Source organism: Photobacterium alginatilyticum, from assembly GCF_009910675.1.
Classification (GTDB): domain Bacteria; phylum Pseudomonadota; class Gammaproteobacteria; order Enterobacterales; family Vibrionaceae; genus Photobacterium; species Photobacterium alginatilyticum.
In genome coordinates this window covers 193,186-209,534 of the sequence record NZ_RSEJ01000003.1, presented here as the reverse complement: position 1 = coordinate 209,534, position 16,349 = coordinate 193,186, and the positions used below count along the sequence as shown (strand labels likewise).

Annotated in this window: 8 protein-coding genes; 1 reads left to right on the top strand and 7 read right to left on the bottom strand. The window is 51.0% G+C overall.

Going from position 1 to position 16,349, the window contains the following annotated elements:
• Positions 1-276 precede the first annotated feature (276 nt).
• Positions 277-2,178 (bottom strand): PTS fructose transporter subunit IIABC, encoded by a 1,902-nt coding sequence (locus EIZ48_RS04700; RefSeq protein ID WP_160648924.1) that lies wholly within the window; start codon positions 2,176-2,178, stop codon positions 277-279.
• Positions 2,179-2,633: 455 nt separating this feature from the next.
• Here EIZ48_RS04700 and EIZ48_RS04695 point away from each other — a divergent pair, with 455 nt between their 5' ends.
• On the top strand, positions 2,634-3,479 hold the full coding sequence (locus EIZ48_RS04695) for an AraC family transcriptional regulator (protein WP_160648923.1): 846 nt from the start codon (positions 2,634-2,636) through the stop codon (positions 3,477-3,479).
• Here the strand turns inward: EIZ48_RS04695 and EIZ48_RS04690 are convergent.
• From EIZ48_RS04690 to EIZ48_RS04650, 6 genes are all read right to left on the bottom strand, one after another.
• Positions 3,448-4,287, bottom strand: a complete 840-nt coding sequence (locus tag EIZ48_RS04690; RefSeq protein ID WP_160648922.1) for a PTS sugar transporter subunit IIA — start codon at positions 4,285-4,287, stop codon at positions 3,448-3,450. The two genes, EIZ48_RS04695 and EIZ48_RS04690, sit on opposite strands and share 32 nt — an antisense overlap.
• Positions 4,288-4,324: 37 nt before the next feature.
• Positions 4,325-4,627, bottom strand: coding sequence for a PTS fructose transporter subunit IIB (locus EIZ48_RS04685; RefSeq protein ID WP_075766716.1), 303 nt, complete (start codon positions 4,625-4,627; stop codon positions 4,325-4,327).
• A gap of 135 nt (positions 4,628-4,762) precedes the next feature.
• The gene (locus tag EIZ48_RS29175) at positions 4,763-10,123 is read right to left on the bottom strand and encodes a hypothetical protein (RefSeq protein ID WP_205298572.1); all 5,361 of its coding nucleotides are present in this window, start codon (positions 10,121-10,123) and stop codon (positions 4,763-4,765) included.
• Between the two features lie 180 nt (positions 10,124-10,303).
• On the bottom strand, positions 10,304-12,460 hold the full coding sequence (locus EIZ48_RS04660) for a type I secretion system permease/ATPase (protein WP_160648921.1): 2,157 nt from the start codon (positions 12,458-12,460) through the stop codon (positions 10,304-10,306).
• Positions 12,460-13,845, bottom strand: a complete 1,386-nt coding sequence (locus tag EIZ48_RS04655; RefSeq protein WP_160648920.1) for an HlyD family type I secretion periplasmic adaptor subunit — start codon at positions 13,843-13,845, stop codon at positions 12,460-12,462. The genes EIZ48_RS04660 and EIZ48_RS04655 overlap by 1 nt, the downstream gene beginning before the upstream one ends.
• Complete coding sequence (locus EIZ48_RS04650; RefSeq protein WP_160648919.1) at positions 13,839-15,902, bottom strand: type I secretion system permease/ATPase; 2,064 nt, start codon at positions 15,900-15,902, stop codon at positions 13,839-13,841. Before EIZ48_RS04650 ends, EIZ48_RS04655 begins: the two co-directional genes overlap by 7 nt.
• Between the last annotated feature and the right edge of the window lie 447 nt (positions 15,903-16,349).

Sequence of the window (16,349 nt, the reverse complement as noted above, 5' to 3'; positions counted from 1 at the left end):
TCATGGGATCAGTATCAGTCGCTATTCTACAGCGCTATTAAGCAACGCGAAATTCTAGCAGAATCTGATGATTTTGAAATGGGATTTGTCTGTCAATTGTTGAGCACTCATACCGAGTAAATTACCAGATAAAAAACGCCCTTCTTGCCCCATTAAGAGAGGAAAGAAGGGAGCATACATGCCAGCGTGGGGGTTAAGTACAGTTCACTCAGTGTACTGGCATGCTCTTATTACACTTTTATGGTTTGCTCTTTATTGACTTAAGCGAATCTTGACTTAGGCCAGAGCTGCCTGCGCTTTGGCCTGACGCATTTTCTTCAGAGAAATTGCTACCAGTGCCGTTACCACAGAGCCCGCAATCATACATACGATGGCCATTAGCGGTTTATTCATCGCACCCAGCAGGGCCACAACCGGACCACCGTGCGCCACACTGTTGGTAATACCGAAAGAGAATGCCATTACTGCAGCTACCATCGAGCCCAGTACGTTGGCCGGGATCACAGACATCGGGTCTTGTGCAGCAAACGGAATTGCACCTTCGGAGATACCTACCAAGCCCATGGCACTTGCCGCTTTACCGGCTTCAAGCTCAGACTCTTCGAACAGGTTAAGCTTACGGCCAATAATAGTTGCCAGACCCATACCCAACGGTGCAACCGGGATAGCACACGCCATCGCACCCATGAATTGTGTTTGGCCGCTGGCAATCATGCCGACCGAGAACAGGAAGGCCACCTTGTTAAACGGACCGCCCATATCAAAACCGGCCATACCACCCAGTACGATACCCAGCAGAACCACGTTACCTGTGCTCATGCTGGTTAGCATGGCGTTCAGACCATCCATCAAGCTGGCAATCGGGGCGCCGATAACAAAGATAAACAAGCTGGAGATAAACAGGCTACCTGCAATCGGCGCAATCATGATTGGCACCAAAGGCTGGATAAACTTGTGATAGTTGATACTCACCAGCCACTTAACAAAGTAGCCCACCAGCAGACCAGCGACTATCGCACCGATAAATCCGGTACCCGCTTCGGCACCGTAGAACGAACCGTTATTGGCAATCCAGCCACCAATCAGGCCCGGTGCCAGTGCAGGTCGGTCGGCAATCGCATAGGCAATATAGCCGGCCAGGATAGGGATCATCAGCGTAAAGGCCACCACACCGACATCGAGCACTTTCTGCCACATGCTGCCTTCAGGAATAGCCATTCCCGCTTCAGATGGCTGCCCGCCCAAGGCCAACGCCAAGGCAATAAGCAGACCACCGGTAACCACGAACGGGATCATGTGCGATACGCCGTTCATCAGATAGCGGTATAGATCTGAGCGGGCCTGAGAGACTTTACTCTCAGTCTGTGCAGGCGCATCGTCGCCAAACACTTGGTAAGTCGCAGCCTGCAGAGCCTGGTTGATGAGCCCCTTGCCATCTTTGATCGGCGCTTTCACTCCGGTTTTAACCAGCTTTTTGCCAGCGAACCGGCTCATATCTACCTGCTTGTCGCAGCTGACGATAATCGCTTCTGCGCGCTCGATTTCTTCCGCTGTTGGGCTGTTCTTTACACCAATTGAGCCATTAGTTTCGACTTTCATCTCGTAACCAAGCTCGGCAGCCGCTTTTTCCAACGCCTCCGCAGCAAGGTAAGTATGGGCAACGCCTGCAGGGCAGCCAGTCACACCAATCAGCAACCCTTTGTCAGCTACCGGTGTTGTTTCACTCGGCTCTGTTTTTGCCAGCAACAGACCAAGTGCCTCCTGCGCGCTTTTCGCCGACATAAATTCATCAATAAAACCGTCCTCAATCAGCTTCGAAGACAATTCGGCCAGCACTTCAATATGGTGATTTGCGCCGCCGTCTGGAGAGGCAATCATGAAAAAGAGTTTGGATGGCAGGCCGTCTTCCGCACCGTATTCAATACCGCTGCGGCTGATACCAATGGCTACCGCAGGTTCGGACACTGCACCACTTTTGGCATGAGGCAGCGCAACACCTTCTTCAAAACCGGTATTCCCCAGCTCTTCACGAGCATGGATATCCGCTAAAAACTGGTCCTTGTCGTTCACTCGGCCTTGCTTGTGCAGCAAGTCGATCATTTCGACAAAAACCTCTTCTTTGGTCGTCGCCTGAAGGTTCAGGCAAATCAACTGCTCATTAATCAAGTTGGTGATCATGAGTGTTCCCCCTGTATTTATACTTTTAAGTTCAGCATTCGTGTTGCCGTTGGGGATATTTTCAGCGATCCGGCTCCACTCTTATAGTGTACCAGAGAGGCATTTACTGGATATTTGTAACATCAAAACCATTTTGTGATCTAACCCTCACCTCACCTACCTCAGTTCAACACAAATGGAAATAGCATGATATTTGTTATTAATTAGTGGGTTAAAGGCATATTTCTTCCACTTTTCACAACGAAAACGCCAATTTCGATTACTTCAAAAACAGTGAAACACTAGACAGTGGTAACCATAAAAACGAGGGCAACCGGATAATTTACGTGACCTAGCTCACGGATAATATTCAATTCTATTTTCCGGGTAGTAACTCTATACCGGACAATGAATAATAATGCCGACAATGATCTAACCTATTCGCTGAGCCAATCCCATCAGGAGGTACCATTACCATGGGCAAGGTATTCCATGACCTTATCGATACCCTGCTTTCCGAACGGGAGCACTTCAACCGCATTTGGTTTGCCGGGGATCAGGTCACGCCGCCTCCGTTTAGCTATCAGGTTAACTTCCCGCGCCTGGAACTGGTGATCAACGGTGAGTACATTAACGAGCTGGAAGATCCGGAACTTGGGATCACAGAAGTCAAAATCATGGCTGGTGATGCGATCTATATCCCGCCAAACAGCTGGAACAAGCCCAATTGGGATACGGATTGTTCAGTATTGAGTCTATTATTCGGTCGTCGCCAGCTAGGTTTTAGCTTGGTTAGTAAGGCAAAAGATCAAACCAACTTTCATGATATTCAAAAGCACAGCATCCAGACACGTACCGGTCATGCCATTGACCATATACTGTCGGCACTTAATGCCCTGTCCAAAGAGCCACTCCAGCAACCAATGGACGAGCATCTGCTATTGGCCCTGATGAGTTATTGCCAGAGCATGCTGTCGGTACCGGAAAATTCAACTAAAAAGCGTAGCGAGGATCTCTATCAGGGGATCTGCATTTACATCCAGGAAAACTTTCACCGGGCAATCAGCCGTGACAGCATTGCCACAAGATTCAATATCAGCCCCAATCACCTCTCGCGGCTGTTTCGTCAACAGGGACACATGCGACTGGCCGATTACATTACCTGGGTACGGATCGAACGAGCCAAGTTCATGCTAAAGAAATACACCTTCCGATTGCACGAAGTGGCGACCCGATGCGGATTTCAGGATGTGAACTATTTCTACCGGGTATTTAAGAACAAAACAGGACTTACTCCTTCGGAGTATCGCAGTTCGCTGTAAACGGGCGAGACAAGGTATGCAGCAACAGTGCTTTCAACGCCTCGGCCTGAATATTTTCCGTCAGCAAACGACAATACTCGGGGGCCAATAACGCCTGTGAGAAATGCGCAAACGCCTCGATATGTGGGCGCTGAGCAGGAAAAGGCAAGGCCATGGCGATCACTCTCGTCACCGGGCCACGATTTGAGCCCCACTCAATGGCATGTGGTAACTGAATCAACGCCATTGCAGGCTGCTTAATTTCTGATGACATGATATGAGGCAATGCAATCCCGTTTCCCATGCAGGTCGACGAGACGCGCTCACGCTCTTGCATCAATTGAAGCAACAAGTCTGGATTTTCCGGATTAAGCATCCTGCAAAGACGGGCCATAACCATCTCTTTTGCTTCTGTTGACTGTACGAGGCCTAACTCCTTAACTGACAAATCACGAGTTGAAATTACCAGTTCAAACGGCAAATAAAAGGCCGTATTGGTCTTATCGCAGCTATCGACACTGCAGGCATTACGGTTCTTTTTCTTACCGCTGGTTTTCACCAACAGGAATTGCTCGGCGACAAAGTCAGTTAGCACCATGTAGGCCAGTTCGGCATCAGAGCCCTCAATAACCAGCTGGCACAAATCTCCCGGCATACAACCCAAACTCATGATCCGAACCGGCTGCTCGGCATTAGCCTGGCACAAACGAGTGACATTTTGCATCACCACCACGGCACGAAAGTACCCAGCCAATGTTTTCAGCTGATTGAGTTTCCAGGAAGGAATACCTTCATCACCAATAATGAAGGTAATACGACGTTCGATCATAGCGATTAAGTCATAACTTGTTAGTCAGGAGTTTGAATCAAAGTTCTTGGCAACGGCGCAACACGCTCGCCGGATCGGTCAGCACTTCTTCAATGGTAACGCAGTGGATCTTGCTGCCGGTAAAGCGGGCACGGTGTTCAATTTCGATGTCGGAGGCAATCAGCACCACATCGGCCCGGCCAATATCCTGAAAGCTCAGTTGATTTTCTATCCCCATCGCGCCTTGTGTTTCAACCATGATCTGGATACCCAATGGCTGCGCCGCCTTCTTTAGCTCTGCAGCTGCCATGTAAGTATGGGCAATCCCGGTCGGGCAAGCTGTAACCGCAACAATTCTCATAAATTCTCTATAGATAACGGTGTTTAAGATGATTGTCTCGATCCGGTGGAGATAGTCAAGGGATCTGGAGGGAAAACCAAATTTCATTCGCTGAAATACAGGGGAGGCAAGCCTCCCCATTATCCTATAGGCTAGTTATACAACTGCAGCGGTTAGTTCCGGCTGCAAAATATAACGGCCATCCAGCGCTTCGTTGCCACTCGATGTCCCGTCATTGCTGCTATCAAAGGCAGCCATAGCTCCAGTCAGTTTGGCCAGACGAATGCTATCAGCATCGCTATTCGCTACGCTCGCGCTCTGCTCAGAGAGCAAGGCATTACTGCTAACCTCTTCATTACCAGGTAACTCACCATGGTCGATAAAGTTAGCCAGATCATCGCCGTGAAGCCCGACATCACCAAAGCGAACTCCTGCGAGGATGCCTGACAGGTATTGACCCGCAGTTTGTGAGGTACCGTCACTGGTTGTAGGTATCGCTTCAGAGAAAAGCACGTCACTTCCGGCCTGCAGACGGACATACTTTTTACCCTCCACAATGTCTTGATGAACAGTCACCGATGCTGCATCGACGCCAGCTAAGTTCAGGATCGCACTATTATCCGGCGTCAGTTCCCAGCGGTGAGTAAACGCCTCGCCCTTTGTTCTTGCCGCATAGTAAGCATTCACATCCTTAACTAATATTCGGCGTCCGTTATCTTCGAAGATCAGACTCTCTGGTTTTTGCGGCAACGTCAGTTGACCGCCGTCTTGATGGATCAGTGACAGGCCATCTTGTCCCGGCGTCCATTCGTTAAGATCGGCATTGAGTACCAAGGAGAAAGTTGCATCAGGCTTTGATTTAAGCACCTCCAGGTTCGCTCCTGCATCCACTTCGATAGCATCGAAACCTTCAATATAAACTTTTGCCTGATTAGTGGCACCTGAATCAAATTGCAATGACAGCCCTTCGAGACGTGCTCCCCACTGACCAGCCCAATATTCCTGATCTTTACCAGCATCCGTCACTTCAACATAGTGAGTCTGGCTGCTGTAGTTTTGCAATGTGTGACTCACCTCGGCAACATCGGTAACCGTCTGCTCCCCGGTGCTCCATTGATGTAACTCATTACCGTCACTGTCCAGTAGCCTAACCGTCAACTTATAGCTATCGGCGGTATAACCGACCTTACGGAAAGTCTCCTTGATATTGATGGCATTGTTACCATAAGCACTAACCAGATTAGAAATATCGAAACGGCGAGTCCGACTACACCAACCATAAGAAGATGTCAGGCCGTTGGCATCAACCGCAAAACCATTACCACCATTTTGAACCTGCCAGCCGTTCAGTGAATTAGGATCATCTAGCAGTTCGATAAAGCGCTCTCCCGTCTGCGGCGCAGATGCCAGATCAGTATTACCGCTGAAATCAACGTAATCGTTGCCACTACCAGTATGAACCTCCGGCGTTCCCGCACCAATTAGCAGCTGATCATCTCCACCGCCGGCATTGATACTCGTCAGGGCAACGCCAGCAGTCAGTATATTCGACAGCTCGTTACCACGAAGGGTGGAATCCGCTTGCCCGGCATGTGCTTCAACCAACTGGCTGCTCAACCAGTCAATCGTTTGCTGGCTCGAAAGTACCCGATCGCCAATACGGATTGTAGAGAAGCGACGAATGAAACCACTCAGTAACTCGACCGTCTGTTCGCTGGACGCTTGGCCACCCCACTCTGCTAATTGGTCGCCGGAGGCAACATCTTCCACCAACGTTTGACCATTGCGGCGGTCAAACAACTGAATCCGGTGTGATTGCCCGTCAAACCTCAAACCAACATCGGCCTTACTGATGCCTTCAAGAATAATGGCATTCCCTTCGTCCGCGTCATCAATGATCGCGCTGCCACCCTCTGATACTTTGATTTGGTAGATATCCTTACCGGTCCCGCCAAACAAGTGATCTACATCTCCATCCGCCACCAGCACATCGTTATCACCACCACCGCGCAGAATATCGTTTCCTTTGCCGCCATAGAGCACATTTTTGCCGTCATCACCAATGAGAGTATCTTCCATCTCGCCACCGACCAGCCCTTCAATATGACTGAAACGGTCTAGCACGGTTTTCTGTCCATCTTTAACGGCATAAGAGATCCCTTCTGCAAGATCGACATATAGGGCGTTCTTACTGTCTTGACCATTCAGGCTATAGTCCAGAATATCAGCGCCTTCGCCGCCATCGATAACATCCACCCCTTCACCCGCCGAGATACGATCATTGCCGCTGCCACCTCTTAACGTATCCGCGCCATCACCGCCAATCAGAGTATCATTACCTCCTCGTCCTTCTAGGGTATCCTGACCAGCGTTGCCAAACAGAATATTGCTCTCATTATCTCCCTTGAGGGTATCGGCACCGTTACTTCCCATGAGGTTTTCAAACCCCTTAAGGCTATCACCATCGCTGTTTTCACCGGTTTCAAGATCAACGGTTACTCCGTCACGATCCGTATAGGCCAACGTATCGACTCCGGCACCGCCATCTAAGTCATCGGCACCTTTACCGCCATCAATCAGATCGTTGCCGCCACCACCGCGTACCGTGTCATTTCCGTCCTGGGCAAAAATTTGATTGTTTGAGTCATTACCTGTCAACGTATCGCCATGTGCAGAGCCAATCAGATTTTCAATCCCTGCCAGAGTATCGGTATTATTATTGCCTTTGAGAGCCTGGCCGCTTTGCAAGTTCGCTGTTACTCCCTGGTTATGAACAGCATAACTTGCAGTATCAGTACCTTCACCACCATCGAGGGTATTGTTGCCGGTACCGCTGCCATCCAGCAAATCGTTACCACCGCGGCCATACAACTTGTCGTTACCGTTTCGACTAAACAACTGGTTATTGTTGTCGTCTCCCTTCAACACATCGTCGAACTCCGACCCAGCGACATTCTCCATTCCCGTCAGCGTTGCATTCGCGCCGACTTTCTCCATCAAATAAAGGAAGAACCCTGCTGCTGAACGGTAATTGCCTTCTTCGCCCCCCAACATCTGCTGCAAATTGGATGCATCGAGCTTCACATAACCCATAACAGGATCAAAAAGCATCACCTCTTTACCATCGGTCAGCACTTCCATTTTCATGTAACCGAAGGTTGGATCAAATTTAGTCAGAGCCTCCCCTAGCAGATAAACCTCACGCCCTTGTTCTTTCGCCTGACGCACAAAACTGTCATAAGCGGACTTAATCTGCGGATCTGGGTTATTGGAGAATAAGTAGGTATTCCAGCTGTCATGATGGTTATAGGCGATATAGCTGTCGACCGAGTTTTCCCGGAGCTGGGTCATCACAGAAATATCTGGCAGGCTGTCCAGTAGATAGTGGCTGGAAAAATCACGGTGATAATCATTCCAGGCACCATCCTTCTTCGCAAAGACAGAAGTGTTATACAGCCCGGCATCCAACGCACTGATCGCTTGTTGATTCGGATTTCCCGACGCTGTTCCGGCCTGTAGATCAACGTTATAGCCAATTGCGGGCTCATGGTCCGGCGCATAGGCCGACCAGTTGGATTGATTTGCCACCTTTTCGGCAAGCTGATCCTGAGAAGACTTCCAATCCGGATTCAGCTCGCGGGACTCAAGGTTCTTGAACAAATCTTCCGTATACAAAGTATCTGTATCATCACCACCATCGATACTATCGCTACCCAGCAACCCGATGACATCGTCATCACCTGGTCCCATATTGATCACATCAGCACCAAGACCACCGCGTCCAGTATCGTTACCCTCTCCGCCGTTGATCGTATCGTCACCGCTGCCACCATTGGAGTTGTCGTTACCGTCGCCACCATTAAGCTCATCATTCCCGGCTCCACCCATCAGGATATCATTGCCGCCATGCCCATTGATGATGTCATTGCCACTGCGCCCATCCAGGTAATCGTCATTTTCCCGGCCATTTAAGGTACGACCAATGCTCGAGCCATCAATCAAGGCTATTCTCAGTTGTTGATCTTCCAGGTTTTTCTTAGCCTGATCAGTCAGCGCACGTGTCTCTTCCTTCCAGATGCTTGAACCATCAACACCTTCCTCTCCGAGACCAGCCGATTCGGCATCCACCATATACTTAAAGATGTCGTAGCCTTTTTCTTTGTAGAACTCACCTTGCTTGGTCATAAACTCCTTGAAGGCATCGGAGTCCAGATAGCTGTCGAAGTCCGCTTGCAGTTTCTCCTCTGGCGTACGGGTATCGACCATGTCCGCAAAGAATCCCAACACGGTGTTAATCAGACTCAAACCGAAATTAACAACATCCAACACCAAGGAGGCCAAGTTACCGATCACAGGGATAAAATCACACACCAAGCTAACGACATCGAGGACCATGCCAACGCCGTCGAGCGCGGCCATCACACCATACATCGCGGCACGGCCATGATTCCCGCCACGACGTGCCTCATCGGCGACCATCGCATTCTTTGCAATACTGACAGCCCCCATACCGATAGCCAACGCACTACCAACACCAATAGCAAAACCGACACCGGCTTTAGTCAGACCAGAAGCAGCATCCAGTCCCACGTCTGCCACTTCCTTCGCCACCATGGTCTTACTCAGGAAGGTCGCTACATTTTTCGCCGTCCCTCCTCCTGCTCGCTTAGCAACCTGAGTCGCAACAACGTTGGTTAAGGAGTAAAGCCCCTTTGCCATGCCGATCGTCCCACCGGCAATACGCAGGTCCTTTCCCATATCTGCCCCGGCCGCAATATTAATGCCGCCATGCACCACGCTGAACAAGGAGCCGGCAACCGTGGTACCGGTACCGATGTTGTTTAATACACCTCGGGCTGAAAGACGACTGCTATTTAACTCGGTACTTTCGTTGACAGCGTTTTTCAGCAAATTATGAGCCGTTACTGACGTAGGGTACTTCTTCAGGTGCCCGTCCAGTTCATTGACCAGGTTATCGTGCTTCAGCAGCATTCCATTGAGTACAATGGAAGCGCCATCATTCAGATCGGAAGGCAGCCCAACCATAGTTCCTCCGAAGGTCGAGCCTGCTCCGGAGATATAATCGCTGTATTGGTTGAGGGTCTTGACGTTGCCGTTCAGGCCGGGATCAATGGTAGGACCTGGATTTGGATTCGGCATCGCCGACTCAAAATCAGGAAGCAGCTCACCAGATGCACCGACATCAGCCATATCAGCTGTACCCTCCAGCCCCTGATCAAAAGCCGTCAGCGCAGACAAGATCTCAGGATCCGTTGCCAGGCTCTTAAGTTGGCTGACAACCTCAGGATCTGCGCCTGACTTTCGGGCAGCCTCCGCCACCACATCAGCCATATCTGTCGGGCTCAGCGATGAGCTGTCTCCCTGGCCTGATACCATTCCCCGAATTGCCGTTGTCAGGTACTCAGTAAAGCCCTCCATGAAGTTGGCCTGCATCGCGGTATTTATACTGTCGCCTGTATTGTTGATTGCATTACCGAATGAAGTAACTTGCTCCATCGTGCTCAATCCTCTTATTGTTAAGTTTGCACCCCGGTTGCTTCCTGTTCTTCAACCTGAGGCAGGTGATCCTCGCCTTAAAACCAAGGCAAGGCATGGCCCATCACAGATATACACAGTGATGAGAACATTCAGTAGACGAAATGGATGCGAGATCAGGCACCCACATCAACAGAGCAGCTATGAAGCTACCTGCAGCTTCCAGAGCCGGGCATAGGTGCCTCCTTGCTCCAATAGCCAATCATGGGTTCCCTGCTCGACAATCTGTCCGCCATCGATCACCAGGATGCGATCAGCATGACGCAAGGTATTGAGTCGATGGGCAATACTGATCACCGTGCGGCCTTGGGTGATAGCCTCCATATTTGCCATCACCGCCGCTTCCGACTCGTAATCCAATGCACTGGTGGCCTCATCCAGCAGCAAAATACCGGGATCAGTCAATAGCGCCCGGGCAAGGGCAATACGCTGGCGCTGGCCGCCAGATAGTCGCCCGCCCTTTTCACCCACCTGGGTCTCATAGCCCTGCGGCAATTCGCGGATAAACTCATCGGCCCCTGACAGGGCTGCGGCCTCGGCCACCTCGGTATCAGTCGCCTGCGGACAACACAGACGGATGTTCTCGGCTACGGTACCCGAGAACAAAAGACTTTCTTGCAGCACTACGCTCATGTTACGGCGCAATGCCACCGGATCGGCGATGGCCAAATCGATACCATCCACCAACACTTGCCCGTGCTGGGGCACATACAGGCGCTGCAACAAACGGGTAAGCGTTGATTTGCCCGACCCAGAAGGGCCGGTGATCCCCACAAACTCACCGGGCTTTATCTCCAGATTCAAGTTGCGCAGCACTTCCTGACTGTCTTCGCTGTAGCGAAAACGCACGCCGCTAAAACACACACCACCGCGCAGCTTGGGAACGGAGGCCAATCCGCCGTTGCCGTCCTCATCATCCTCGTCAAGAATGTCGCCAATCCGGCGCAAGGAAATAAGGGTGTGCTGAAAATCCTGCCAGACCTGTGCCAGCCTCAGAATAGGTTGAGTAACATGACCCGACAGCATATTGAACGCAACCAGCTCGCCCGGACTCAGCAGGCCGTCCATCACTAGCGTGACGCCCCACCACAGCAGCAGTGCCGACGTCAGCTTCTGGATCAATCCGATTCCCTGTCCGGCCCAAACCCCAACCACCTTGGCCCGGAACGAGGCTTTCACGAAACTTGCCAGCTGGCGCTCCCACTGATGGAGAAAGCCGGACTCAGTAGCGGTTGTCTTGATGGTTTCAATCCCGGTAACAGACTCGGCCAGAAAGGCGGTATTGTCGGCACCCAGTTCGTACTCCCGGGTCACGCGAGCTCGCAGTACCGGGCCGACAGCCAGCCAGAAAAAGAAATAAACCAGCAACGAACCGAGTACCAGCCAAGTCAGCTTCGGGGCATAGCCAAACATCACGGCAAGAAATAAGCTGATGAAAGCCAGATCCAGCACCATGGTTAATGCCGACCCGGTAAGGAACTGACGGATCTGGCCCATCTCTCTCACTCGGGCGATAATTTGCCCGGTTTGTCGCTGCTGGAAATAACCGAGAGGAAGGGCGACTAAATGCTCGTACAAACGGCTGGACAGCTCTGAATTGACCTTGCTGGCAAGGTTGGCAAACAGCCAGGATCGGAGGAAGCCGTAAATGGGCTCGAACACGGCCAGCGCCAGCATCGCAATCCCCAGCACCTGAAGGCTGGAAAGGCTTCTGCTGACCAGTACCCTGTCAATCACGTTCTCAAACAATATCGGAGTCACCAGGGCGATCAGCTGCAACATCAGCGACACCAGCAACACCCGTCGAAACTGGATCACATGTTTGCGAATGGAGGGGACAAACCATCCGAAACCAAACTTTTGCTTTTTGGGCCGCTCCTCGGTATCGGCCAGCAACAGGGCTTCACCGTGCCAGTGCTGACCAAACACACCAATCGGGTAGCTCCGACTGTTCTCGGTAGAAGGGTGATACAGGGTAACCATATCGTCTGTAACAGCTTCCAGCACCACCCAACCCTGCTCTGTATTGAGCAACGCCGGTAACGGCAGCGCCGACAAGCGTTCCAACTGCGTGGAGATACACCGCGCCCGAAGCCCTATCCAGCGCGCACACCGGCAAAGATCAAGGCTGTCCACCGCCCCCTCGCTACGGCCAAGCTGGTGTACCAACTGCTCGGGCTCTACCGCTAAATCAAAGCAACGTGCAGCCCGCACCAAGGCAAGTAGCGCCGGATCCCCTGTAGCTCGGTCAACATTCACAGCCAGAGCTTCTGTCTCAATCGCTTCTGCTACAGCCATTATCGCTCCCTCATGGCTTCAGACTGATACTGCTGCAAAGGACTCAGCAGGTAGTCAATCACTCGCCGGTCACCGGTACGAATTTCTGCGGTGATGCTCATCCCCGCCTGTAGCGGGACTTCTTTGTCATCTACAGCAATCGTATGGCGATCTATTTGTACCCGGGCAGGAAAGACCAGCCCCATCTGCTCATCTTCCACTGAATCTCGCGACACATGGGCCACTTCTCCGCTAATCGTGCCGTAGCGGGTATATGGAAACGAATCCACCTTGATTTCCACTGGCTGCCCGGCCTGAACAAAACCGACATCCTTGTTCAATATCATCACTTCTGCCTCAAGCGCGGCATCATCCGGTACAATCACCAGCAATTGCTGAGCAGCCTGAATAACGCCCCCGAGGGTATGAACTGACAACTGCTGAACCACACCATCCACTGGCGATCGCAGGGTTTGCAGCCGGTGTTTCTCGTTCGCCTTGACCAGTTCCTGCCGGATCTCGGCTATCGCCCCCTGCGCCTGGTTCAGTTTGTCGTAGTACTCTCGGCGGATTTTGGACAGATAGCTTTCACGTTGCTCCTTCAGGCTCAGGTATTGCGCTTTCAACACATCAATCTCTGCATGTTGCTTGGAAAGGGCGCGATCTGTTTCCAGTTGCTCACGTTCCTGCTCCAGAAGCTCCATTCGGGGGATCAGCTTGTTGGCCGCCAAAGTCTGGCGAGCGTGAAGGCGAGCACGGATATTTGTCATCAGCATCTCCAACCCCGCGATATCGGCACGCCGAGCCTGCTGGTTGGCCAGGTTGACACTCATTTCACCATTGAGGCTGTCGAGGTTATTGGTAACCTCCAGCCACTCGCTCTGAAGGTGTTCATGAGCAGTAAGCGCCTGAACCGGAGAAACACCGTTCGGTAATTTGAATGACGCGAGCGGATCGCTTGTCAGCAGAGCCTGCAGCCGTGACTGCTCGAGCTGGCGGAAAACCAGTTTCTCCTGTAGCTCGCGCACTTCGGCCTCGACGCCGATGGGATTGAGGGTGATAAGGATGTCGCCGGCCCTAACTCGCTGGCCATCCCGGACATTAATCGCCGAAATTTCCCCTGACTCCAGCGACTGGATCACCTTGGAATGGCTGGAAACAATCAACCGTCCTGCGGACCTTGCATGGATATCGAGCCGGCCGATAACAGACCAGAGCAACGCTATAACCAACAGAAGCGTCAATGCCATCGCCGTCCGCCGGGTCCACGGAGCTGGCGGGCGTTCGACGATTTCAAGATACCCGGGCTGAAACTCATATTCGTCCCGCGAACGCTTCAAGGCCGACGGTGCCTGACGCTCCTGCTGCAATGCCTTCCGGGCCGTTTTGAAATGCTTGATTAACATGCGGCAGACTCCTTACGTAATTCCTGCTGTAGCTGCCAGAGGCGGGCATAACAGCCTTTCAGGGCCAATAACTGCGAATGGCTGCCTGATTCAGTTATCCGCCCCTGCTCCAGGGTAATAATCCGATCGCAATGACGGACGGTTGACAGACGATGGGCAATGGTGATGACAGTTCGGCCGTGGGCGATCTTCGCCATATTGGCCTGGATCAGCGCCTGGGATTCGTCATCCAGCGCACTGGTTGCTTCATCGAAGATCAGGATCCTCGGATCAGCCATCAACGCACGGGCGATGGCAATACGCTGACGCTGACCGCCAGACAATGAGCTGCCGCCTTCTGCCAATACGGTGTCGTAACCAAGGGGGAGCTGAAGGATGAAGTCATGGGCACCGGCCAGTTTGGCAGCCTCAACGACGGCCTCTAACGGTACAGTGGTATCTTTAATCGCGATGTTATTGCGCACACTGCGGTTGAACATGTAATTCTCCTGCAGTACCACGCCGATTTGGCTGCGCAGATAACCGGGATCCAGGCTATAGAGCGAATTACCGTCGATAAGCACTTCCCCTTCATCCGGGGTGTACAGCTTTTGCAGGATCCGGGTCAGGGTACTTTTCCCCGAGCCGGAAGGGCCGACGATCCCGAGGGTTTCGCCGGGCTTGATATGCAGGTTGACGCCCTGAAGAACAGGATTTAAGTTCGGCTGATAACGAAATAGCAAATTACGAATTTTTAAGTCGCCTTTAAGCGGGGAAGCCGGAAAAACATTGCCCTGCTCTTGCTCAACAGGCAGGTTGAGCATATCGCCTAGCTTGTCGACCGCAACACGTACCTGGACAAACTGCTGCCACAGCTCTATTAACTTGGTGATAGGCTGGCTGACATGGGAAACCATCATATTAAAGGCGATCAGCTGACCTATGGTTAGTTCCAGTGACATCACCATGTTTGCCCCTAACCAGATCACCCCAACACTGGTGATCTTCTGCAGGAGCATAACTCCGTGGCTGATCAGATTATTAATGCTCTGGGTGTTAAAGCCCGCCTCCACCATGTCACTTGTCTGAGCTTCCCAGCGACGCTGCATACGAGGTTCAACAGCCAGGCTTTTAATCGTTTCAGCTCCGCTGACAGACTCATTCAGAAAAGACGTATTCAGCGCCGAGGTTTGAAACTGTTTTTCAATACATGCCTGCAACCGACCTGTACTGCGCCATGCCAGAAGGAAGTAAAACGGAAGCACCGCAAGAACAAGGCAAGTCAGTGGCAGCGACAACCAGGCCATGACTCCGAAGAACACAAAAGTAAACGCTACATCAACACACAAGGTCAGCATTGAACCGGTCAAGAATTCACGAATGCTATCGAGCTCCTGCACCCGAGTAATAATGGCGCCGACCTGCCGGTGTTTGAAATAGAGCAACGGCAGGCCCAGCAGATGGCGAAATAACTTGATACCTAGGCCGATATCAATCCGGTTGGAGGTGTGTGCAAACAGGTATTCGCGAAGCCCCTTGAGCACAACTTCAAATATCCCAACGACGACCAACACCACCACGAGCACATCCAGGGTCGACAACGCCTGATGCACCAGAACCTTATCCATCACCACCTGGAAGAATAGTGGCGTTGCCAGCGCCAACAATTGCAACATCAGGGAAAACAACAACACTTCGGTAAACAAGCGACGGTGACGAACAAACTCAGGAATAAACCAGGAGACATCAAACCGAAGTGACGGTCCCTGCATACGGATCACTTCACCACACCACTGCCCCTCAAGCTCTGTTAGAGAAAGGATTTTCGGTGAAGCACTTTCGGTCTCCTGAACCAACACCTCTCGCCCAGAAATACGTGCAGCAATAACAAATTCACCCTGTTTGTTTTTATAGGCAAGCGGTAATTTGTCTGGTGTTAGCTGACTCAGCTTAAGTTGGCCTAATGTAAGCTCAACACCGTTGTCTTTCCCATATTCATTTATTGCTTTTCGTATTTTCGCCTGAGAATTATCAAGTACAACATCTGAAGGAGTCCCACCAGAAAGCAGTATCAACATTCGACTACAAGCTAAAGCAGAATATAAACATTCTGAGTCATGCGATGATCCAAATAACGTTTTCATTTGTATATATACTTATAATTTATAAATCACCTCACATCACTTTCGTGATGTAAGGTTGTTGTGCAAGCTATCAATACAGCGATTGAAATGTGATACCTCAACTATAAGGGTATTTTTCAAGTAGCTATTACCCCCCAAAATCGAAGGCACCAGGAATTTAGATATGCTACAAGTCAGTTCGATAAACTTTATAAATTATTAGTTGGTTATATCTTCGAGGAAATCATTCAAACCAGCCATAAATAGTAGATTTCAGAAATATAACAGCAAATAATCGCATGTATATGTTAATACGACAGTAATAAGATAAGCATCACACTATGTATACAAATATAATTCTCTTTAAACTTTAGCTATTACTTATAAAGCTTTTAGTAATAT

What these genes read in the sequence shown, in the direction of transcription:
- EIZ48_RS04700 (WP_160648924.1), bottom strand. Translation starts at nt 2,178, where the DNA reads ATGATCACCAACTTGATTAATGAGCAGTTGATTTGCCTGAACCTTCAG.
- EIZ48_RS04695 (WP_160648923.1), top strand. Translation starts at nt 2,634, where the DNA reads ATGGGCAAGGTATTCCATGACCTTATCGATACCCTGCTTTCCGAACGG.
- EIZ48_RS04690 (WP_160648922.1), bottom strand. Translation starts at nt 4,287, where the DNA reads ATGATCGAACGTCGTATTACCTTCATTATTGGTGATGAAGGTATTCCT.
- EIZ48_RS04685 (WP_075766716.1), bottom strand. Translation starts at nt 4,627, where the DNA reads ATGAGAATTGTTGCGGTTACAGCTTGCCCGACCGGGATTGCCCATACT.
- EIZ48_RS29175 (WP_205298572.1), bottom strand. Translation starts at nt 10,123, where the DNA reads ATGGAGCAAGTTACTTCATTCGGTAATGCAATCAACAATACAGGCGAC.
- EIZ48_RS04660 (WP_160648921.1), bottom strand. Translation starts at nt 12,460, where the DNA reads ATGGCTGTAGCAGAAGCGATTGAGACAGAAGCTCTGGCTGTGAATGTT.
- EIZ48_RS04655 (WP_160648920.1), bottom strand. Translation starts at nt 13,845, where the DNA reads ATGTTAATCAAGCATTTCAAAACGGCCCGGAAGGCATTGCAGCAGGAG.
- EIZ48_RS04650 (WP_160648919.1), bottom strand. Translation starts at nt 15,902, where the DNA reads ATGTTGATACTGCTTTCTGGTGGGACTCCTTCAGATGTTGTACTTGAT.